This is a genomic window from Acidovorax sp. Root217 (assembly GCF_001428645.1).
Lineage (GTDB): Bacteria > Pseudomonadota > Gammaproteobacteria > Burkholderiales > Burkholderiaceae_C > Acidovorax.
Window position 1 is genome coordinate 31,059 of the sequence record NZ_LMIH01000001.1, and the last position, 20,819, is coordinate 51,877.

Genomic DNA, 20,819 nt, shown 5'->3' on the forward strand with positions numbered 1-20,819 from the left:
AACCAAGGCAAGCAGCAACCATGACAAACAGTGCCATGAGAGGCCAACATCACCACCCCCCAAAACGACTCCACTCCCCCACCACAACCCCACCCTCCACCGCCCGATACTCCCCATACTGCGCCCCCGTGGCACACGCATGGTTCGGCAATATCCGCAACTGCCTCCCCACCGGAAACCGCCGCGCAATATCGCCCACGTCCGGCGACCCGGATCCACCGGCCAGCGACAAAATCCCATGCTCCTGGTTCGCACCACTGAGCACATAGCCGTCGAGCACCGTCCCATCCACATCGCACACCTGCCCATAGCCATAGTCGTGCGACTGCTTTTGCGTACCCCGGTCGCGGCTCATGGCCATCCAGCCGGCGTCGACGATGGCCCAGCCCTTGTCCACCTGGTGGCCGATCACGGTGGTCAGCACGCTCAGGGCGATGTCGTCGGTGCTGCACACGCCCACGTTGTGCATCACCAGGTCGAACAACACATACACGCCCGCGCGCACCTCGGTCACGCCCGTGAGGTCGCGCGCCGACAGCGCCGTGGGCGTGGAGCCCACGCTCACCACGGCGCAGGGCAGTCCCGCCGCGCGCAGGCGCTCGGCGGCGTGCACGCAGCCAGCGCGCTCCTGCTCGGCCAGGGCCGTGAGGGCCTCGGGGGTGTTCAGGTCGTAGCTGCCGCCCGCGTGCGTCAGGACGCCGGCCAGGCGCATGCCGCCCGCGTGCAGGGCGCGGCCCACGTCGAGCAGTGCGGCCTCGTCGGGGCGGATGCCCGAGCGGTGGCCGTCGGTGTCCACTTCGATCAGCACTTCGAACACCTCGCCGTGCTCGCGGCCGAAGTCCACGATGGCCTGGGCGGCGGCGATGTTGTCGGTGATGATCTTCAGGTCGCAGCCCTGGCGGCGCAGCGCCAGCACCTGGGGCAGCTTGTGCGGCACAGTGCCCACGGCGTAGAGGATGTCGGTGATGCCGTGGGCAAAAAACTGCGCTGCCTCCTTGAGGGTGGAGACCGTGATGCCCTGCGCGCCGGCGGCGATCTGCGCATCCGTCACGGCCGGGCACTTGGCCGTCTTGGCGTGCGGGCGAAAGCGCACACCCAGCGCGTTCATGCGCTGCTGCATGCGCGCGATGTTGCGCTGCATGCGTGGCAGCTCGATCAGCGCGGCGGGGGTGTCGATCTGCGCCAGGGGAGTCCTGGGGTGGTTGGCTGTTGCTTCTTGCATGGCGGGGGCTCCTTTTCGCTCGCGGGATCAGCCGGCGAGCAGGCTGCAGAAACGCTCCATGTCGACGTTGCCGCCGCTGATCAGCACGCCCACCTTCTTGCCCTTGAGCTCGGCGGCGCGTGCACGCGCCGCCGCAAAGCCCAGGCAGCCCGTGGGCTCCACCACCAGCTTCATGCGCGTGGCGAAGAAGCGCATGGCGTCCACCAGCTGCGCATCGCTCACGGTGAGGATGTCGTCCACGTCGCGGCGGATGATGGGGAAGGTGATCTGCCCCAGGTGCTGCGTCTGCGCGCCATCGGCAATGGTCTGGGGCGTGTCGATGTGCACGATGGAGCCGCTGCGAAACGACTGCTGCCCGTCGTTGCCCGCCTCGGGCTCCACGCCGTAGAGCTTGCAGCGGGGCGACAGCGCGCGCGTGGACAGGGCCGAGCCCGAGAGCAAACCGCCGCCGCCCAGGCAGACGAAGAAGGCGTCGAGCTCGCCCACTTCTTCGAACAACTCCTTGGCCGCCGTGCCCTGGCCGGCCAGCACGTCGGCATGGTCGTACGGCGGGATCATGGTCAGGCCATCGCGCTCGGCCAGGTCGCGGGTGATCTGCTCGCGGTCCTGCGTGTAGCGGTCGTAGAACACCACGTTGGCGCCGTAGCCCTGCGTGGCCGCAATCTTGGCGGCGGGGGCGTCCTGCGGCATGACGATGGTGGCCGGCATGCCCAGCTCGCGCGCGGCCAGGGCGATGCCCTGCGCGTGGTTGCCCGACGAGAACGCGATCACCCCGGCCTTGCGCTGCGTGGCGTCGAACCGGGCCAGCGCGTTGTACGCACCGCGGAACTTGAACGCGCCCATGCGCTGCAGGTTCTCGCACTTGAAGAACACCTGGGCGCCCAGTTCTTCGTCGAGGATGCGCGAGGTGAGCACCGGCGTGCGGTGCGCAACGCCCGCGATGCGGCCGGCGGCGGCCACGACGTCGTCGTAGGTGGGAAGGCGGTTGGCGATGGGGGTGGTAGTGGTCATGGCAACGATGGATGGTGGTTGAAAGCGGGATGGGAACGGAATGAAGAGGACAGGGCCGGTGTCACCACGGCCAGTCAATCTCAGTGCTCAGGCCCTGCGCGAGCGCCTGGGTGTGCAGCATGCGAGCGACGGTCAGGTCCTGCAGGGCCAGGCCCGTCATGTCGAACACGGTGATGTCCTGCGCGCCGCGCGCCACCTGCACCTGGCCGGTGAGCACATCGCCCAGTTCGCCGCAGGGCAGGCCGGGCGGTGCCCATTGCGCCTCGCCAATCTGGCGCGCCTGTGTGGCGTCGTCCACGAACACGCGGGCGCGCTGCAGCAGGCCTACGGGCAGCTCGCGCTTGCCTTGGGTGTCGGTGCCCACGGCGTTGATGTGGGTGCCCGGCTGCACGGCGGCTGCGTCGAACAGCGCGCCACCGCCCGGCGTGGCGGTGACGACCACATCGCTGGCGGCCACAGCTTCATTCGCATCGGTGGCCAGGGCGATGTCGCAGCGGTCGGCAAAAGCCGCCTCGAAGCCCTCGTTGCGCCGCCCATCGTGCGCCACATAGCGCACCCGCCGCAGTGCGGGCAGCACCTGCAGCGCAAAGCGCAGTTGCACGCGCGCCTGCACGCCGGTGCCAAAGAGGCACAGCTGTTCGCTGTCCGCGCGCGCCAGGTGCTGCAGCCCTAGCGCGCCGGCCGCGCCCGTGCGCTCGGTGGTGATGGCATTGCCGTCCAGCAGGCACAGCGGGCGGCCCGTGGCCGGGTCGATCAGCATGACGGTGGCCTGGTGCGGCTCGCCACCCTGCGCGCGGTTGGCGGGCCAGAAGCCTGCGGCCTTGAAGCCCAGCAGCCCTTGGGCGGGCACGTCGCCCGACTTGATACCGAACACCCCGCCCGTGGGTAATGCCTCGCGCACCACGGGGAACACCCGGCCCGCGCGCTGGCTGTGCAGGGTGAAGGCCTCGTGCACGGCGCGCAGCACGTCCTGCGGCTGCAGCAGGGCGCCGACCTGGTGCGTGTCGAGCAGCAGCAGTTGCGCCCGCGCACGGGGGGCCGGTGCGGTGGTGGCGCTGTTCATGCTGTCAGCTCACCACGTGCGTCGCCGTACACCGTGGCACGCGATACGCCCAGGTGCTGCGCCACCACCTCCATCGCGCGGCGCACCTCCAGGCTGCCCGACTCCCTGAGCTCGCGCAGCAGCGCGCGCCGCTCGGCTGCCTTGAGTGCGCGTGGCGCGGTGGACAGGCGCGCTGCGAACTGGTCGATGCGCAGGCGGATGGCATCGGCGCCCGCCGGGTCGAGCGACTCGGTGAGCCCCGTGTCCCCGTCGATGGCGGTGAACTGCCCCACCACGCTCTGCAGGCTGCGAAACAGCGTGAGGTCCACGTTCAGGCACAGCGCGGCGATGTACTCGCCCGACGAATCCTTGATGCCCACCGAGGTGCTCTTGGCCTGGCGCCCATCGGAAAACTGGTTGGCGTAGTTGGCGATGACCTGCGGGTAGTCGGGGTCGGCGATGCGCGCCAGGCCCAGCTCGGTCGTCGGCTCACCGACCGAGCGGCCCGAGAGGTTGTTGTGGATCGCCAGGATGGACTGGCCCGGGTCCAGCAGGTCGTGCACCACCACTTCGCAGAACGGCGCAAAGGTGGCAGCGAGGCCCTGGGCCACCTGCTCGATCTGGGAGAGCAGGGCCTTTTGTTCGGGGGTGCGGTGCGGGGCAGAGGAGGGAGTGCGTTTTGCCATTTGGATAATTTATCCAAAAATGGATAAATTGTCAAAAATCAGACGACCAACGGGCATGGGATGCCTGCCGCTCGGCCTGGTGGACTACCATGACGGCGTGAAAACCTCCGAAGCACTGCCCCAGTTCCGGGCCCACCAGGGCGATGCCGGCGTCAACCCCGAGCTGGGCCTGCGCAGCACCCATCTGGGCAGCGGCATCCACTACAGCCCGCTGGGGGACTGCTACAGCACCACCGGCCCGCGCCCGGGCTACCGGTGCCGGCTCTGATGGTGCAGCCCGTTCACAAAAGCCATGCCGCTCTGCGGTGGCCCTGCCGCGTGGGCCTGTTGCTGGTGGCCGCCATGCTGTGCGCGGGCTGCGCTGCACCGCGCGGGCCCATGGTGCCGCTGGGCCAGGGCAGCTTTGCCCAGTACCGCACCGAAACGCAGGATTGGATGGCGCAGCACCGTGCCTTCCAGAGTGACGAGCACGACAGCGAACTGGCGCGCAACGCGCCCATGGAGTGGCGGCCCGCGCAGCCCGCGCGCAAGGGCGTGGTGCTGTTCCACGGCCTGGGCGATTCGCCCTGGTCGTTTGCCGACATCGGGCAGGCGCTGGCGGGCCAGGGCTTTCTGGTGCGCACGGCGCTGCTGCCCGGCCACGGCACGCGCCCGGCCGACCTGATCGGCGTGGACCTGAACGACTGGCGCCGCCTGGTGGCCGAGCAGGCGGCCCTGCTGGCGCAGGAGGTTCCAGAGGTCTACCTGGGCGGCTTTTCCACCGGTGCCAACCTGGCGCTGGAGTACGCGCTGGACCACCCCGAGGTCGCGGGCCTGGTGCTCTTTTCACCGGCCCTCAAGTCGGGCGTGCCGCTGGACTGGATCGTGCCCTGGGTGGCACGCGTACGCACCTGGCTGCGCCAGCCCGACTCCGCGCAGCCCCAGCAGACCCCCCTGCGCTACCTCAACGTGCCCACCAATGGCTTTGCGCAGTACTACCGCAGTGCTGCCGCCGTGCGCGAGAAGATCGCGCGCCAGCCCTATGCCCGGCCGGCCCTGCTGGTGCTGGCGCAGCACGACTCGGTGGTGGATGTGGAGCATGTGCTCGGCACCTTCGAGACCCGCTTCACCCACCCCGCCAGCCGCCTCATCTGGTATGGCGAACTGCCTGCGGGTCGTGATGCCGCCATGCCGGGGCGCGAAAGCTCCGGGCAGCGCACGCGTGTGCTGGTACGCACCGACAAGCTGCCCGAGCAGCGCATCAGCCAGTTCTCGCACATGGGTGTGCTGTTTTCGCCGGCCAACCCGCTCTACGGCACCGAAGGCACCCAGCGCATGTGCTGGAACGGGCAGGACGCCGCCGACCAGGCCCGCTGCATGGCGGGCGAGCCGGTGTGGTATTCGGACTGGGGCTACCGCGAGAGTGCCAAGGTGCATGCACGGCTGACCTTCAACCCCTACTTTGACTGGCAGGCCGAAGTCATGCGCGAAGTGCTGGCCGCCCAGTGAGCTCGCGGAGCATCAAGAGGCTTGCCGCGGCCAACGGCTGGGCCGCTGTTGGCGCACAGGCCCGGTCGCTGCAAATGCGCCGATTTGGTTTTACAGTGGGTACCCTGCCCAGGTTGCTTGATCCCGGGCGCCCCCAACCCATGCCCAAACCCCATCACAACGTCTACGTCGTGGAACTCTCCATGGCGGTGCTCAGCGAACGCAAGTTCCGCAGGTGCAACCCGAACTACATCGAGGGCAAGCCCTGCGTGTACGTGGGCATGACCGGGCTGGACCCGGATGTGCGCTTCGACAAGCACAAGGCGGGCATCCAGGCCAACCGCTTCGTGCAGCAGTACGGGCTGCGCCTGCTGCCCGATCTGTACGAGGGCTTCAACCCCATGAGCTACCAGGACGCGGTGGACCGCGAGATCGAAGTCGGCATCGACCTGCGCTCGGCCGGGTTCGGGGTGTGGCAGGCGTGATGCGAGTCAGTGCGCCACCACGGGCCTTTTGAAAAACGCATCCAGCACCGGGACCAGGCCAGAGAACTCCACAGCGAAGCGCGCGCGGTTGACGAAGTACGCCTCGCAGGCCACGGCGAAGAATTCGGAGGGCGAGGTGGCGCCGTAGGCATCGAGCCAGGGCATCTCGGCGCCGAAGCGCTCGGCCTTGATCACCGCCTCGCGAAAGTCCGCGTACGCGGGCTCCCAGGCATTCCACCAGGCCTCGTACGCACCGCGGCCGGTGCGGGCGCCCATGAAGCCTGCGGGCAGGGGCGGGCAGCCGTTGGGCTCGCCGCTGCCGCGCATGTCGAGCTTGTGCACGAACTCATGCACCACCACGTTGGTGCCGCGCTCGGTGTTCTCGCGGCCGTTGGAGGCGTGCTCCCAGCTGAGCATGATGGGGCCGCGGTCCATGGCCTCGCCCAGCAGAACCTGCTCGTGTTCGTGCACCACGCCGGCCTCGTCCACGGTCTGCCGTTTGGCCACGGCCTCGCCGGGGTGCAGCACGATGCCGACGAAATCGTCGTACCACGCGAGGGCCTTGGCCGGGTCGCCCCAGTGCAGCAGGGGCAGGCAGGCCTGTGCTGCGATGTCGATGGCCATGGCGTCGGTCACCTCCATGCCGTGCGCGCCGTGAAAGCGCTTGTGGTGCAAAAAGAGGGCGCTCAGCGCGCGCAGCTTGGACTGGTCGTGCAGCGACAAGGCGGCAAGGAAGGGATAGCGCTGCAGCGTCTGCAGCCACAGCGTGGCCGAGATGTCGGGCACGGGGGCCACGGTGGTGCGCACGCGGCGCCAGAGCCGGTTCAGGATGGGGGGCATGGTGTCAGAGCATGCCAACAAAAGCATGCGCATGGAATCAAGACCCCTCTTACTTTGGGCCGAGGGTGACGCGTTCCAAGCCCGCGTTCGACAAACGCAGTGTTTCCAGCCGGGGGGGCAATGCCGCTGCGTCCCAGTCGCTGAGCACCACGCGGGTGAGCCCTGGCGCAAGCGTGTGCTGCGCAGGGCGGTGGGTGTGGCCGTGGACCAGGGTGCTGGCGCCTGCCGCCTGCAGCCAGTCGATGGTGGCAGGGCCGTCCAGATCGGCATAGGTGGTGCCCGATTGCTTCTTGGCCTCGCTTTCCTGGCGGATGCCGCGCGCCTGGGCGCGGCGCGTGGCCAGGGGCTGGGCCAGAAAGGCCTGCTGCCAGGCACTGCTGCGCGCCTGCACGCGAAAGCGCTGGTAGTCCACGTCGGCGAGGCACAGCAGATCGCCGTGGCTCAGCACGATGCGCTGCTCGCCGAAGACCAGCACGGTGGGGTCCGCCAGGCCGACCATGCCCGTGCGCTGCAGAAAGGCCGGGCCGGCCAGGAAGTCGCGGTTGCCGTGCATGAAGTACAGCGGCAGGCGCTGTGACGCGGCGGACAGCGCAGCGCAGCCCTCGGCCTCGAAGCTGCCGGGCTCGTCCATGGCATCGTCGCCCACCCACACCTCGAACAGGTCACCCAGGATGAACAGGGCGTCGACCGGAGTGGTCTGCAGGTAGTGCCGGAACGCGGCCACGGTGGCGGGCTCGCTGGCCTGCAGGTGCAGGTCCGAAATGAAATCGACCGTGCGCCAGTGCGAGGGAGCGGTGAGCTCCTCGAACCGGGGCACGGTCGTGGTCACGGGGGTGACGGCGAAAGCGCTGGTTTACAGGGCGACCGCTTTTTCGATGATCACGTCGTCTTTCGGCACGTCATCATGGAAGCCCTTGCGGCCCGTCTTCACGGCCTTGATCTTGTCCACCACGTCGGCACCACCGACCACCTTGCCGAACACGGCATAGCCCCAGCCCTGGGCCGAGGGGGCGGTGTGGTTCAGAAAGCCGTTGTCGGCCACGTTGATGAAGAACTGGGCAGTGGCAGAGTGCGGGTCGCTCGTGCGGGCCATGGCCACGGTGTAGTTGGCGTTCTTCAGGCCGTTGTTGGCTTCGTTCTGGATCGGAGCGTCGCTGGGCTTTTGCGCCATGCCGGGTTCGAAACCGCCGCCTTGCACCATGAAGCCGGGGATCACGCGGTGGAAGATGGTGTTGTTGTAGTGGCCCTTGTTCACGTAGGCCAGGAAGTTCTCGGCCGACTTGGGGGCCTTTTCAGCGTCGAGTTCGAGGGTGATGACACCGTAGCCGGTGATGTGCAGTTCGACTTGGGGGTTGCTCATGGCAATGCTTCCTTCTGAATGGGTAAAAAAGGGGATTACTTCACGACCGTGGCGGACGTGATGACGATGGGGGTGGTGGGCACGTCGCCGCGCCCGGTGGGCACGGCCTTGATCTTGTCGACCACGTCGGCGCCGCTGATCACCTTGCCGAACACGGCGTAGCCATGGCCGTCAGGGCTGGGGGCGTTCAGGCTGTCGTTGTTCTTCACGTTGATGAAGAACTGGGCGGTGGCCGACTCCGGGTTGGAGGTGCGTGCCATGGCCACGGTGTAGGTGTCGTTCTTGAGGCCGTTCTTGGCCTCCAGCGGGATCGGCGGCCGGGTGGACTTTTGCTGCATGTCGGGCGTGAAACCGCCGCCCTGGATCATGAAGTTGTTGATCACGCGGTGGAAGATGGTGCCGTCGTAGTGCTTGGCGTTCACGTAGGCCAGAAAGTTCTCCACCGTCTTGGGGGCCTTGGCGGGGTCGAGTTGCAGCACGATGTCGCCCACGGAGGTGGTGAGCTTGACCTTGGGCGCATCCTGCGCGTGGGCGGGGGTTGCCAGGCCGACCAGGGCCGACAGTGCGATGCCGGCCAGCGACAGGGCCGCGTTTCTCTTGGAAATCATCCAATCACTCCTTCAAAGAATATTTGCCATTGCTGGCCCTTGCGCTTCCAGTACTGGCGCTTGACGGGGCCGGTGCGTGCGCCTTCGGCGACTTCGCCGAACGTTACCACCATGGTGTCGGCGGCGTCTGTCCAGCGCAGGTAAGACTTGTCCTTGAGCTGTATTTCACGGCCCTTCAAGGCGCGCGACTCGGCCTGCAGCACCGTGGTCCACTCGGACAGGGGCTTTTGCCGGTAGCTCTGGAAATCGGGGGCGTAAAAACCCGTCAGCCGCGCCATGTCGCCCTGCGACTTGGCGGTGCGCCAGGCGTTGAGCACGGCCTCGAAGGCATTGCGCTCGGCCTGCACGCTGTGTGCGGCCACCCATTGCAGCTGGCGGGCAATCACCACGGGGGTGGAGCGGGGCTCCACCTGGCGCAGGATGCGCTCCAGGTCGGGGTTGGCCAGCACCACGCAGCCATCGGTGGCCAGGGGGGCGCGCGCGAACTGGTCGGGCGGTGTGCCGTGCAGCCAGATGCCGCTGCCGGTCTTGCCCCGGCTCTGGTCCAGCGGATTGGGGTAGTTGATGGGCAGGGCGCCGGCGCCGTAGAAGTCCTTGAGCGTGACCGGGTCCAGGCGGCTGGTGATGAAGTACACGCCCAGGGGGGTGCGCTGGTCGCCCTCGACCAGCTTCTCGATGCCCAGCTTGCCCACCGAGGCGTAGTAGTCGGCCACCAGCTGCAGGCCCTTGGGTGTGTTCTCGAAGAGGTACAGGCGCGAGCGCGATGCGTCGATGGCGATCGCGTGGCGCGAGCGGCTGGACAGCTCCAGGAACTGTGCGGGTATGCGGTCGGCGCCCGGGCGGTTCTTGTGCGCCTGCACGCGCTGCAGCGACTCGGTGCGCAGCTCGTCGAGCATGCCGCCGGCTTCGGGGGCACGCGCGGCATCGGCCTCGGGCACGTCGCCGAGCTTGCGCACGGGGCGCACGCGGGCGTTGAGCAGGTCACCGAGCGCCAGTTGCGCGAGCTGGAAGTTGGGGTAGTCGCGTGCCAGGCTTTCGGCGCGGGCCAGGGCCTCGCGGCCACGGCCCTGGCCGGTGAGCTGGTAGACCTCCATCAACCGCGCCTCGGCCTGGCCGTCACGCAGGTTCTCGGGGGCTTTGGCCGGTTTGGCGGCGCCGGCACCGCGCATGCGGTTTTGCGGATTCTGGGCGAAGGCGGGCGCTGCCTGCGCAGCGGCAGCCAGCAACAGCACAACGGCCGCCGTGCGGCGGCCCCAGCGGGGCGAATCCACCATCATGTCCGTCAGTCGGTCAGCGGCTGGTTCGAAGCTGCTCGCCAGCCCACAGGGTGGGCGCCGTCGCCATGTCGTGCACCACCATCAGCCGCCGGTGGCTTCCCGCACGATGGCCCAGCGGCCGCCGTTCTGCACCAGGTCCAGCGTCTTGCGGCTGGTCACGTTGAGCGCATCGGCGCTGTAGGCCTGGCGAAAGCGCGCCGTGGCCTTGTTGCCGCTCACGCTCACGGTGATGTCGGAGACCTGCACCGCGATCTTGGATTTGCCCACGATGCGCGCTTCGCGCTCTTTCTCCCAGGCGGCGCGGGTCTGGCGGCCTGGCGGGTCGAAGTCCTTGTCGTAGGCGCCCAGGTAGGCCTTCATGTCCTTTGCGGCCCAGGCGGCGGCCCAGGCCTGCACGGCGGCGGTGACTTCCTGGGTGGATGCGGGCGCAGCAGCTGCCGCGGCAGGAGCGGGTGCCGCTGCAGCGGGTGCCGGGGCAGGAGCGGGTGTTGGAGCAGGTGCCACTGGAGCAGGCGCCGGTGCGGCGGGCGCAGCGGCTGCGGCTGGGGCAGGGCGCTGCGTGGCGACCACGGCAGGTGCGGGTGAGAGTGAAGGTGAGGGGGCTGCAGCGGCAGGGCGGGCCTTGCCCGACGGGTCGGCCGAGAACAGCTCGCGGATCAGCGCCAGCTTGGGCTTGACCGAGTTGGCGTTGGTCGCGTCGAGCTGCAGGGCCTTGTTGTAGGCCTGGCTGGCCAGCTTGGCGTAGATGTCGCCCAGGTTCTCGTGCGCGGTGGCGTAGCTGGGGTTGGTGCGGATGGCCATTTCCAGCGCGGTGCGGGCCTTGTCCAGCTGGTTCTGGTTGGCGTAGAGCACGGCCAGGTTGTTGTAGGGCTCGGGCAGCTCGGGGTACTCTTCGGTCAGCTTGGTGAAGGTGGCAATGGCCTCGGTGGGCTTGCCCGAGTCGGACTGGGCCACGCCGCGCAGAAAGCGCAGTTGCGGGTCGCGCGGGCTGGTGGCCAGGCGCTGGTCGGCCTTGGTCAGGGCTTCGCCCGCCTTGCCGGCCTTGAGCAACTGCGTGATGTCGGCGTAGTCGTCGGCCGCATGTGCCAGGGTGGTGCCCACCAATGCCGTCAGGGCCAGCAGGCGCAAAATTCGGGGGAGGGTGCGGCGGACTGGTTGCTTCATGAGGGTATGGAAGGTGATGGACAGCGTCGAACCCTGGCGGGGCTTATACTGCGGCGGATTGTAGCTGAGGGGGTGGTCATGACGGTGCGCTGTTGCCGCTGGTGATTTCGATGGGCGTTCGCTGACGAACGCGCCCCCCGAGGGGCCTGTTCCCGCTGCTGCCGGGTGAACGGGCTTCACCCACACCCCCTTTCGGTTTCCCCCTGACTGACATCCCATGAGTTTGCGCATCTACAACACGCTTTCGCGTGAGTTGGAGAACTTTTCCCCGCTCGAATCTGGCCACGTGCGCATGTACGTGTGCGGCATGACGATTTATGACCTGTGCCACATCGGTCACGCCCGCATGATGATGGCGTTCGACGTGGTGCAGCGCTGGCTCAAGGCCAGCGACCTGCGCGTGACCTACGTGCGCAACATCACCGACATCGACGACAAGATCATCCGGCGGGCGCTGGAGCGCGGCATCACCATCCGAGCCCTCACGGACGAGATGATCGCCGCCATGCACGCCGACATCGCGGCCCTGGGCATCGAGCCGCCCTCGATCGAGCCGCGCGCCACCGAATACGTGCCGCAGATGCTCTCGCTCATCGGCGCCCTGGAAGGCAAGGGCCTGGCCTACCGCGCCAGCAATGGCGACGTGAACTACTCGGTGCGCAAGTTCGACGGCTACGGCAAGCTCTCGGGCAAGTCCATCGACGAGCTGCGCGCCGGCGAGCGCGTGGCCGTGCTCGACGGCAAGGAAGACCCACTCGATTTCGTATTGTGGAAGGCCTCCAAGCCTGAAGAGCCGCCCGAGGCCAAGTGGGACAGCGCATTCGGCTCGGGCCGCCCCGGCTGGCACATCGAGTGCTCGGCCATGTGCGGCGCCACGCTGGGCGAGACCTTCGACATCCACGGCGGCGGTATGGACCTGCAGTTCCCGCACCACGAGAACGAGATCGCCCAGAGCGAAGGCGCCAACGGCAAGCCGCTGGCGAAGTTCTGGGTGCACAACGGTTTTGTGCGCGTGGACAACGAGAAGATGAGCAAGTCGCTCGGCAACTTCTTCACCATCCGCGAGGTGCTGGCGAAGTACGACGCCGAGACGGTGCGCTTTTTCATCGTGCGTGCCCACTACCGCAGCGCCCTGAACTACAGCGACGCCCACCTGGACGACGCGCGCCAGGCCCTCAAACGCCTGTACACCGCGCTCAGCCTGGTGGCCCCGGCCCCCGTGGCCGCCATCGACTGGGCCGCGCCCCACGCTGCGCGCTTCAAGGCGGCCATGGACGAAGACTTCGGCACGCCCGAGGCCATGGCCGTGCTGTTCGACCTGGCAGGCGAGGTGAACAAGACCCGCTCGGCCGAGCTGGCCGGGCTGCTCAAGGCGCTGGGCGCTTGCCTGGGCATTCTGCAGGGCGAACCAGAGGCCTTCCTGAAGGCCGGTGCCGGGCTGGACGAAGCCGCCATCGGCGAGCAGATCGCTGCCCGCGCCGCCGCCAAGGCCGCCAAGAATTTCGCCGAAGCCGACCGCATCCGCCAGGCGCTGCTGGCCCAGGGCATCGTGCTCAAGGATTCCGTCGCTGGCACCACCTGGGAAGCCGCCCAGTGACCCGCATGCCCCCGATAGAACAACGCATGAACGAAGAGAACAAGAACAACCCCCATGGCAGCGGCAAGAAAAATGGCTAAAGAGGAACTGTTGGTACCTGCCGCGATTGCTGCGGCCGCGCCGGCCGTGGCCGTTTCCACGCCCGCCTACTGGGCCGAGGCCTGCAAGCACCTGATGAAGAAGGACCGGGTGATGAAGCGCCTGATCCCGCAGTTCGGCGACGCCGCGCTGCAGACCCAGGGCGATGCCTTCACCACGCTGGCGCGCTCCATCGTGGGCCAGCAGATCTCGGTGAAGGCCGCGCAGACCGTGTGGGAGCGCTTTGCCCAGCTGCCGCGCAGCATGAAGCCGGCCAGCGTGCTCAAGCTCAAGGTGGACGACATGCGCGCGGCCGGCCTGTCGGCCCGCAAGGTCGACTACCTGGTCGACCTGGCCCTGCACTTCGACGGCGGCAAGCTGCACGTGAAGGACTGGGCCTCGATGGACGACGAAGCCATCATTGCCGAGCTGGTGGCCATCCGCGGCATTGGCCGCTGGACGGCCGAGATGTTCCTCATCTTCTACCTGATGCGCCCCAATGTCTTGCCCCTGGACGACGTGGGGTTGATCGGCGGCATCAGCCACAACTACTTCTCGGGCGAAACCGTGAGCCGCAGCGAAGCCCGCGAAGTCGCCGAGGCCTGGAAGCCATGGGCCAGCGTGGCGACTTGGTATATTTGGCGATCCATGGATCCGCAGCCCGTCGTGTCGTACTGACGGCCCGCTCCAGGGCCCATTTCTTTACAGGCGTCAAACCCAACTCGTAACGCGTCGGTTACAGTGCGTGCCTCATTCATGGCACGCGCCCCCGGCGCGACCCAAGGAGAACAACGTTGGCGAAAAAGACCTTTCTGGATTTCGAGCAGCCGATTGCCGAACTCGAAACCAAAATCGAAGAACTGCGCTACGTGCAGACCGAGAGCGCCGTCGATATCTCGGAAGAGATCGACCAGCTGAGCAAGAAGAGCCAGCAGCTCACCAAGGACATCTACGCCGAGCTGTCGCCCTGGCAGATCACCAAGATCGCCCGCCACCCCGAGCGCCCCTACACGCTCGACTACGTGCGCGACATCTTCACCGACTTCGTGGAACTGCACGGTGACCGCCACTATGCGGACGACCTGTCCATCGTGGGCGGCCTGGCACGCTTCAACGGCCATGCCTGCATGGTGCTGGGCCACCAGAAGGGGCGCGACACCAAGGAGCGCGCGATGCGCAACTTCGGCATGAGCAAGCCCGAGGGCTACCGCAAGGCCCTGCGCCTGATGAAGACGGCCGAGAAGTTCAAGCTGCCAGTGTTCACCTTCGTCGACACGCCTGGTGCCTACCCAGGCATCGACGCCGAGGAGCGCGGCCAGTCCGAAGCCATCGGCCGCAACATCTTCGAGATGGCGCAACTCGAAGTGCCCATCATCACCACCATCATCGGCGAAGGCGGCTCCGGCGGCGCGCTGGCGATCAGCGTGGCCGACCAGGTGGTGATGCTGCAATACGCCATCTACTCCGTGATCAGCCCCGAGGGCTGCGCCTCCATCCTCTGGAAGACCAGCGAAAAGGCCCAGGAAGCGGCCGACGCCCTGGGCATCACCGCCCACCGCCTGAAGGCCCTGGGCCTGGTGGACAAGATCGTGAGCGAGCCCGTGGGCGGTGGCCACCGCGACCACAAGCAGATGGCCGCCTTTTTGAAGCGCGCCCTGGGCGATGCCTTCCGCCAGGTGGCGGACCTCAAGACCAAGGACCTGCTGGACCGCCGCTACGAGCGCCTGCAGAGCTACGGCCGTTTCAGCGATACCAAGTCAGAGCGCTGAGCCTCTGCCTCCAACCCCACAACAACGGCCCTTCACGGGCCGTTGTTGTTTTTTGTGCCGGCGGGAAGGCGCGGGCGCCAACCCTCTGGCGCCCCAACGGTAACCGGATGTAGCATGGTGGATCGCCTGCTGGGTGGTGGGTGGATCGAAGGGGCACCATGTCGTTCCTGAAGACTCTCAAGGGCCAGATCCTCCTGGTCTCCATTGCCTGCCTGGTGGCGGGGCTCTTGGCCCTCACGGTGGCCAACTACCTCACGGCGCGATCCCAGGCGCAGGCCTCGCTGGCCGAGGAGAGCCTTGCCACCGCGCAGAGCCACGCCGAAACCATTGCCGAGTGGGCGCGCGCCAAAAGCGGCATCATCGTCGCGTCGGTGCAGTCCTTCGCCGAGGCCGAGCCCGCCAAATCCCTGGCCATGCTGCGCGATGCAGGCCAGTTCAGCACCGCGTACTTCGGCTATGCGGATAAAAAATACGTGTTCTCCGAAGCGCGCAGCCTGCCCCCCGACTACGACCCCACAGCGCGGCCCTGGTATCAACAGGCCGCCAAGGCTGGCGCGCCAGTGGTCACGCCACCGTATATCTCCGCGTCGGACCAGAAGCTGGTGGTGACCTTCGCCGCGCCCGTGGGCAGCGGCGCGGCGCTGAAAGGCGTGGCCGCAGGCGATGTTTACATGGAGTCGGTGGTGGCCAATGTCGCCTCGATCCGGCCCACGCCGCAAAGCTTCGGCTTCCTGGCTGCGTCGGATGGCAAGATCATTGCCCACCCCGACGTGGCGCTCACGCTCAAGCCAGTGACGGACCTTTCCAAGGATCTGAGCGCCGAGAAGTTGCTGCAGGTCGCCAAGGACAAGGGCGTGCTGCGTTCGGAGATTGGCGGACGCAGCCGGCTGTTGAGTGTGGCGCCTGTGGCTGGCACACCCTGGATGCTGGTGGTGGCGCAGGATGAGAGCGAGGCCATGGCGCCGATCCGCACCATGCTGGGCACCTCCATCGGCACGGGCATCGTGGTGCTGCTGGTGGCCCTGGTGGTGCTGGCGGGCATCCTGTCGCGGCGGCTGCGCCAGCTGACGCTGGTGCGCGATGCCATGCACGAGATCGGGGCGGGCGACGGCGACCTGTCGCGCCGCATCGACGCGCAGGGCGAGGACGAGCTGGCGCAGATCGCGGCCAGCTTCAACAGCTTTGCCGGCAAGCTCTCGGGCGTGCTGGCGCAGATACGCGACGCCAGCAACTCGGTGCGTGTGGCCGCCGAAGAGATCGCCACCGGCAACCACGACCTGAGCGGGCGCACCGAACTCACCGCGTCCAGCCTGGAAGAAACCTCGGCCTCCATGCAGCAGCTGACCGAAACCGTGCGCCACAACGCCGAGGCCGCGCGCCAGGCCAATCTGCTGGTGGGCCAGGCCTCCAGCGTGGCCCGGCATGGCGGCTCGGTGGTGGGCAACGTGGTGAGCACCATGGACGAGATCAACGCCGCGTCGCGCAAGATCAGCGACATCATCGGCACCATCGACGGCATAGCCTTCCAAACCAATATCCTGGCCCTGAATGCCGCGGTGGAGGCCGCCCGTGCCGGTGAGCAGGGCCGGGGCTTTGCCGTGGTGGCCAGCGAGGTGCGCAGCCTGGCGCAGCGCAGCGCCGAGGCGGCCAAGGAGATCAAGCAGCTCATCAGCGCCTCGGTGGAGCAGGTGGCCACCGGCTCGCGGCTGGTGCACGATGCCGGCGCCACCATGACAGACATCGTCAACTCGGTGCAGCGCGTGACCGACATCATGGCCGAGATCACCGCCTCCACCAACGAGCAGAGCACCAGCATCAACGAGGTGGGCCAGGCCGTCTCGCACCTGGACCAGATGACGCAGCAGAACGCCGCCCTGGTGGAGCAGAGCGCGGCGGCGGCGCAAAGCCTCAAGGACCAGTCGGTGCGCCTGTCGGAGGTGGTGGGCACCTTCCGCTTGTCGGCCGATGGGGGCGCGCACGCGGCGCCCCGGCTTGGCGCGCCGCACGGCTGAGGCGCCAGCGCGCGCACCGATAATCGGCAGCCATGCGTTGCCGCCCCGTCCCTTTGCTCCATTGCGCCTGCCCCTTTGCAGGCCGCGCGGGTGAGGGCGCGGCATGACCATCCCATGACCCAGACCTTCGACGCCGCCATGGCGGCCTTTGCGCCCGTGCTGCCGCTGGCCGTGGGCCTGAGCGGCGGGGCGGATTCGACGGCCTTGCTTCTGGCCTGCGCGCGGCGCTGGCCGGGGCAGGTGCGGGCCATCCACGTGCACCACGGCCTGCAGGCCGCCGCCGATGGCTTCGAGCAGCATTGCGTGGACTTGTGCGCGCGCCTTGCCGTGCCCCTGGCCGTGCAGTACATCGACGCCCGGCCACAGCCGGGCCAGAGCCCCGAAGACGCCGCGCGCCAGGGCCGCTACGCGGCGCTGGAGGCAGCGCTGCAAGCCCCGGCGATGGCGGGCGCTGCAGCGGTCGCCCTGGCCCAGCATGCCGATGACCAGGTGGAGACACTGCTGCTGGCCCTCTCGCGCGGGGCCGGGGTGGCGGGCCTGGCGTCCATGCCCGCCCGGTGGGATCGCGCGGGCCTGCCCTGGCACCGCCCGCTGCTGCGCGTGCCGGGCCAGGCCGTGCGCGACTGGCTGCAGGCACAGGGGCAGGCGTGGGTGGAAGACCCCACCAACGCCGACCCGCACTACACCCGCAACCGCATCCGCGCGCAGATCCTGCCCGTGCTCGAAGCCGCATTCCCTGCGTTCCGCGACACGTTTGCGCGGTCTGCCGACAATGCCGCGCAGGCCAGTGCGCTGCTCGACGAGGTCGCCCAGGCCGACCTGGCCGTGGTGGGTGTACCGCCGCAACTGGCCGCGCTGCAGGCCCTCCCCCGTGCCCGCCAGGCCAATGTGCTGCGCCACTGGCTGCGCAGCGCGCACCGCACCACGCCCAGTGCCGCGCAGCTGGCCGAGTTGCTCGGCCAGGTGGCTGCCTGCACTACGCGGGGCCACCGCATCCACCTCAAGGTGGGTGCGGGCTTCGTCGTGCGCTCGGGCACCGGGCTCGATTGGTACAATCCCCAGGTTTTGGTCCCTGGGGACTGATCCGTGTCGTCCTGATGAAACCAGCGTGGTTTCGGCAGGAAACCACGGGCCGGTCCCTGCTTTCCCATCTGCACGAAAAACAGCGGCGCGCCAAAACAGTGTCCAACCGGCGCCGTGGCAAGTGTTTCGTCACCCCAGAAATCCAATGGCATTGATCGTTCACAAATACGGCGGCACGTCGATGGGCTCCCCCGAGCGCATCCGCAACGTCGCCAAGCGCGTGGCCAAGTGGGCCCGCGCAGGCCACCAACTGGTGGTCGTGCCCAGCGCCATGAGTGGCGAAACCAATCGCTTGCTCGCCCTGGCCAAGGAGCTTGCGCCCGCACGCGCCACCGAGGCGTACAACCGCGAGCTGGACATGCTGGCCTCCACCGGCGAGCAGGCATCGTCCGCGTTGCTGGCGATTGCGCTGCAGGCCGAAGGCATGGGCTCCGTGAGCTATGCCGGCTGGCAGGTGCCCATCCGCACCGACAGCAGCTACACCAAGGCGCGCATCGAGTCCATCGACGACCAGCGCGTGCGCGCTGACCTGGCCAATGGCAAGGTGGTCATCGTCACGGGTTTCCAGGGCATCGACGACGACGGCAACATCACCACGCTCGGCCGTGGGGGCTCTGACACTTCCGCCGTGGCCGTGGCCGCCGCGATGAAGGCCGCCGAATGCCTGATCTACACCGACGTGGACGGCGTGTACACCACCGACCCCCGCGTCGTGCCCGAAGCGCGCCGCCTGCACACCGTCAGCTTCGAAGAGATGCTGGAGATGGCCAGCCTGGGCAGCAAGGTCCTGCAGATCCGCTCGGTGGAGTTTGCAGGCAAGTACAAGGTGCCCATGCGCGTGCTGTCGAGCTTCACGCCCTGGGACATCGACATCAACGAAGAAGCCAAGTCCGGCACGCTGATCACTTTTGAGGAAGACGAAAAAATGGAACAAGCCGTTGTATCCGGCATCGCATTCAACCGCGACGAGGCCAAGATCTCCGTGCTGGGCGTGCCCGACAAGCCAGGCATCGCCTACCAGATCCTGGGCGCCGTGGCCGATGCCAACATCGAAGTCGACGTGATCATCCAGAACCTGAGCAAGGACGGCAAGACCGACTTCAGCTTCACCGTGAACCGCGGCGACTTCGCGCGCACCATCGAGCTGCTCAAGGAAAAGGTCGTGCCCGAGCTGGGCGCGCAGGAAGTCGTGGGCGACGCCAAGATCTGCAAGGTAAGCATCGTCGGCATCGGCATGCGCAGCCACGTCGGCGTGGCCAGCAAGATGTTCCGCGTGCTGAGCGAAGAGGGCATCAACATCCAGATGATCTCCACCTCGGAAATCAAGACCTCGGTCGTGATCGACGAAAAATACGTCGAGCTGGCCGTGCGCGCGCTGCACAAGGCTTTCGAGCTGGACCAGCCGGTTGCCTGATCGACCCATCAGCCCCCAACTCGGCTGAAGTGCCCCAAAAATGGGGCATAATAGCTGGATTGGAAACGTGACCGAGTGGCCGAAGGTGCTCCCCTGCTAAGGGAGTATGGGGTGTAGAGCCTCATCGAGGGTTCGAATCCCTCCGTTTCCGCCAAGATAAAGCCCTGCAAGTCCTTGATTTGCGGGGCTTTTTTCTTTGCTGCGCTCGGGGCTCCCCTGCGTCACACCAATTGCACACCAATATCTGGTTCGGCGGGCCCTGCAATCGAGGCGTTTACGGCCGCCAGGTTCGCCCCCCGGTCGGCGCTCGGGATCCACTTCGCGTAGTCGCGCATCATCACCTGCACGCTGTGCCCGTGCTGCATGGCCACCCACATCGGGTTTGCCCCGGCCATCAGTGCCAGGGTCACGCTGGTGTCGCGGCACTCCTTGGGGGCTCGGTAGCGCACGCCCACGGCGCGCAGCGTGGTGCGCCACACCCGGCCCTGCGACTGCTCATCCTGGTACGCCTCGCCGGTGTTCGGGTTCTGGAACACCTCGGCGCCCCGGATGGCCGTCCTGGCCCGCTGGCGCTGGATCACGGCGGCGGCCCGCGTGTTGAGCTCCACGGTGCGTTCCACGTTGGTTTTGGTGCGCTCCTTGTCCTGGGTCATAACCCGGGTGCGCCACACCAGCACCGTGCGCTGGCGCAGGTCCACGTCGTCCCACCGCAGCGCGATCTGTTCGGATGCCCGCAGGCCAGCGAAGAAGCTGAACTCGAAATAGTCGGCCACCTCGGCGCCGTAGCGCTTCGCCAGCTCGCGCAGGATCAGGTCCACCTCATCGGGCGCGAAGGGGTCAGGCTTGGCCTTCTGCGTCTTCTGGTTGGCGATGCCCTCGGTCGGGTCCTGCACGCGGCTGGGGGGCTTGCAGATGAGTTCGAACACCCCCCGCAGCGGGATTAGGATGTTGTTCTGCGTCTTGCGGCCCAGCCCTCGCAGCTGCTTGCCCGTCTTCAGGTCCAGGCGCGGTATGGCCAGCTCCGCTAGGTGCTCCAGCACCATCTCGTGCGTGATGCGCTCGGGCCGCAGGTGGCCGAACGCCGGCAGCCAATAGGCTTTCATGTGCCGCTTGTAGATCAGGTGCGTGGAGTGCTCCAGCGTGCGGGCTGACAGCCTTTCCCAGACCGTGGCCCAGGCCGCGAAGTCGCGCGCCTCGGTGTCGCTGTCGGGCTGGTGGGCCTGTGCGTTGCGATAGTCCGGGAAGTGATCGGCGAACCGGAAAGTCCCGCGCTTGATCTCGTCCACCACCTGGGCGCGCACGCGCGCGGCGTGCTTGAGGTTTGCGGCGTTGGGGCGCAGGTCCAGCGAGGGCGCAACCAGCTTGCCCTGCCACACGAAGCGCACCTCTATGCGGTTGCCACTGGCCCTAACACCTCCGGATGTTGCTTTGCGACCCATCGGTTAAATCCCTCCATGTCAATAAATCGGTTGTTGTCGGGGGCCAGGATCCACTCCCGCCCCTCGATCCAGACGCCGCGCGCGATCTTCGTTTCCACGGCGCTGACCGTGTAGCCGGTGTCCTCGCAGAACTTGGCGATGCGAACAAATCGGGCTGCCATTACGGTGGTCCTCCTGCTGGTTGGTGGTGCGTGCCCTCAGAGGGCGGCACCAGGCCCTCTAGGCGCCTATGTACGTCGCTGCACTTCATATCTTTGACTCCGGC

General features: G+C 67.5%; 21 protein-coding genes and 1 tRNA gene. 10 read left to right on the forward strand and 12 right to left on the reverse strand.

The window, feature by feature from the left end; all coding sequences use genetic code 11:
• Nucleotides 1-49 precede the first annotated feature (49 nt).
• The 4 genes from ASE31_RS00160 to ASE31_RS00175 all read right to left on the reverse strand — a co-directional run bounded on the left by ASE31_RS00160 (nucleotide 50) and on the right by ASE31_RS00175 (nucleotide 3,961).
• Complete coding sequence (locus tag ASE31_RS00160) at nucleotides 50-1,222, reverse strand: DSD1 family PLP-dependent enzyme (protein ID WP_057199519.1); 1,173 nt, start codon at nucleotides 1,220-1,222, stop codon at nucleotides 50-52.
• A gap of 27 nt (nucleotides 1,223-1,249) precedes the next feature.
• Complete coding sequence (locus tag ASE31_RS00165; RefSeq protein WP_057199520.1) at nucleotides 1,250-2,233, reverse strand: threo-3-hydroxy-L-aspartate ammonia-lyase; 984 nt, start codon at nucleotides 2,231-2,233, stop codon at nucleotides 1,250-1,252.
• A gap of 61 nt (nucleotides 2,234-2,294) precedes the next feature.
• Entirely contained in the window at nucleotides 2,295-3,296 is a 1,002-nt protein-coding gene (locus ASE31_RS00170) for an ornithine cyclodeaminase family protein (protein WP_057199521.1), read from the reverse strand.
• Nucleotides 3,293-3,961, reverse strand: coding sequence for a transcriptional regulator (locus tag ASE31_RS00175; RefSeq protein WP_057199522.1), 669 nt, complete (start codon nucleotides 3,959-3,961; stop codon nucleotides 3,293-3,295). Before ASE31_RS00175 ends, ASE31_RS00170 begins: the two co-directional genes overlap by 4 nt.
• 97 nt (nucleotides 3,962-4,058) lie before the next feature.
• Between ASE31_RS00175 and ASE31_RS00180 the strand changes: the two genes are divergently transcribed.
• From ASE31_RS00180 to ASE31_RS00190, 3 genes are all read left to right on the forward strand, one after another.
• Nucleotides 4,059-4,229 carry a hypothetical protein gene (locus ASE31_RS00180; protein WP_235514166.1) on the forward strand — a complete coding sequence of 57 codons (171 nt, stop codon included), beginning with the start codon at nucleotides 4,059-4,061 and terminating at the stop codon, nucleotides 4,227-4,229.
• Nucleotides 4,229-5,449, forward strand: coding sequence for an alpha/beta hydrolase (locus ASE31_RS00185; protein WP_235514167.1), 1,221 nt, complete (start codon nucleotides 4,229-4,231; stop codon nucleotides 5,447-5,449). Before ASE31_RS00180 ends, ASE31_RS00185 begins: the two co-directional genes overlap by 1 nt.
• Nucleotides 5,450-5,589: 140 nt before the next feature.
• Complete coding sequence (locus tag ASE31_RS00190; RefSeq protein WP_057199524.1) at nucleotides 5,590-5,913, forward strand: hypothetical protein; 324 nt, start codon at nucleotides 5,590-5,592, stop codon at nucleotides 5,911-5,913.
• 6 nt (nucleotides 5,914-5,919) lie between these two features.
• On the opposite strand, the gene ASE31_RS00195 is transcribed toward ASE31_RS00190, so the two are convergent.
• The 6 genes from ASE31_RS00195 to ASE31_RS00220 form a co-directional block, all read right to left on the reverse strand.
• Complete coding sequence (locus ASE31_RS00195; protein WP_057199525.1) at nucleotides 5,920-6,753, reverse strand: zinc-dependent peptidase; 834 nt, start codon at nucleotides 6,751-6,753, stop codon at nucleotides 5,920-5,922.
• Between the two features lie 49 nt (nucleotides 6,754-6,802).
• Nucleotides 6,803-7,582, reverse strand: coding sequence for a UDP-2,3-diacylglucosamine diphosphatase (locus ASE31_RS00200; RefSeq protein WP_057199526.1), 780 nt, complete (start codon nucleotides 7,580-7,582; stop codon nucleotides 6,803-6,805).
• A 24-nt stretch (nucleotides 7,583-7,606) separates the two neighbouring features.
• Complete coding sequence (locus tag ASE31_RS00205; protein ID WP_057199527.1) at nucleotides 7,607-8,113, reverse strand: peptidylprolyl isomerase; 507 nt, start codon at nucleotides 8,111-8,113, stop codon at nucleotides 7,607-7,609.
• Between the two features lie 35 nt (nucleotides 8,114-8,148).
• Nucleotides 8,149-8,721, reverse strand: coding sequence for a peptidylprolyl isomerase (locus ASE31_RS00210; protein WP_057199528.1), 573 nt, complete (start codon nucleotides 8,719-8,721; stop codon nucleotides 8,149-8,151).
• Nucleotides 8,718-9,998, reverse strand: a complete 1,281-nt coding sequence (locus ASE31_RS00215; RefSeq protein WP_057199529.1) for a L,D-transpeptidase family protein — start codon at nucleotides 9,996-9,998, stop codon at nucleotides 8,718-8,720. The genes ASE31_RS00210 and ASE31_RS00215 overlap by 4 nt, the downstream gene beginning before the upstream one ends.
• A gap of 81 nt (nucleotides 9,999-10,079) precedes the next feature.
• On the reverse strand, nucleotides 10,080-11,162 hold the full coding sequence (locus ASE31_RS00220; protein ID WP_057199530.1) for a tetratricopeptide repeat protein: 1,083 nt from the start codon (nucleotides 11,160-11,162) through the stop codon (nucleotides 10,080-10,082).
• 217 nt (nucleotides 11,163-11,379) lie between these two features.
• Here ASE31_RS00220 and cysS point away from each other — a divergent pair, with 217 nt between their 5' ends.
• The 7 genes from cysS to ASE31_RS00255 all read left to right on the forward strand — a co-directional run bounded on the left by cysS (nucleotide 11,380) and on the right by ASE31_RS00255 (nucleotide 19,269).
• Nucleotides 11,380-12,759 (forward strand): cysteine--tRNA ligase, encoded by a 1,380-nt coding sequence (gene cysS / locus ASE31_RS00225; protein WP_057199531.1) that lies wholly within the window; start codon nucleotides 11,380-11,382, stop codon nucleotides 12,757-12,759.
• Nucleotides 12,760-12,831: 72 nt separating this feature from the next.
• Nucleotides 12,832-13,515, forward strand: a complete 684-nt coding sequence (locus tag ASE31_RS00230; protein ID WP_057199532.1) for a DNA-3-methyladenine glycosylase — start codon at nucleotides 12,832-12,834, stop codon at nucleotides 13,513-13,515.
• Nucleotides 13,516-13,631: 116 nt separating this feature from the next.
• Entirely contained in the window at nucleotides 13,632-14,606 is a 975-nt protein-coding gene (locus ASE31_RS00235) for an acetyl-CoA carboxylase carboxyltransferase subunit alpha (RefSeq protein WP_057199533.1), read from the forward strand.
• A gap of 158 nt (nucleotides 14,607-14,764) precedes the next feature.
• On the forward strand, nucleotides 14,765-16,618 hold the full coding sequence (locus tag ASE31_RS00240; RefSeq protein ID WP_057199534.1) for a methyl-accepting chemotaxis protein: 1,854 nt from the start codon (nucleotides 14,765-14,767) through the stop codon (nucleotides 16,616-16,618).
• Nucleotides 16,619-16,732: 114 nt separating this feature from the next.
• Nucleotides 16,733-17,701, forward strand: a complete 969-nt coding sequence (gene tilS, locus ASE31_RS00245; protein ID WP_057199535.1) for a tRNA lysidine(34) synthetase TilS — start codon at nucleotides 16,733-16,735, stop codon at nucleotides 17,699-17,701.
• 145 nt (nucleotides 17,702-17,846) lie between these two features.
• Complete coding sequence (locus ASE31_RS00250) at nucleotides 17,847-19,115, forward strand: aspartate kinase (protein WP_057199536.1); 1,269 nt, start codon at nucleotides 17,847-17,849, stop codon at nucleotides 19,113-19,115.
• A 61-nt stretch (nucleotides 19,116-19,176) separates the two neighbouring features.
• Nucleotides 19,177-19,269: transfer RNA gene (locus ASE31_RS00255), tRNA-Ser, on the forward strand.
• Between the two features lie 67 nt (nucleotides 19,270-19,336).
• Here ASE31_RS00255 and ASE31_RS00260 read toward each other — a convergent pair.
• Complete coding sequence (locus tag ASE31_RS00260) at nucleotides 19,337-20,500, reverse strand: Arm DNA-binding domain-containing protein (RefSeq protein WP_235514169.1); 1,164 nt, start codon at nucleotides 20,498-20,500, stop codon at nucleotides 19,337-19,339.
• A 2-nt stretch (nucleotides 20,501-20,502) separates the two neighbouring features.
• Nucleotides 20,503-20,715 carry a hypothetical protein gene (locus ASE31_RS00265; RefSeq protein ID WP_057199538.1) on the reverse strand — a complete coding sequence of 71 codons (213 nt, stop codon included), beginning with the start codon at nucleotides 20,713-20,715 and terminating at the stop codon, nucleotides 20,503-20,505.
• Between the last annotated feature and the right edge of the window lie 104 nt (nucleotides 20,716-20,819).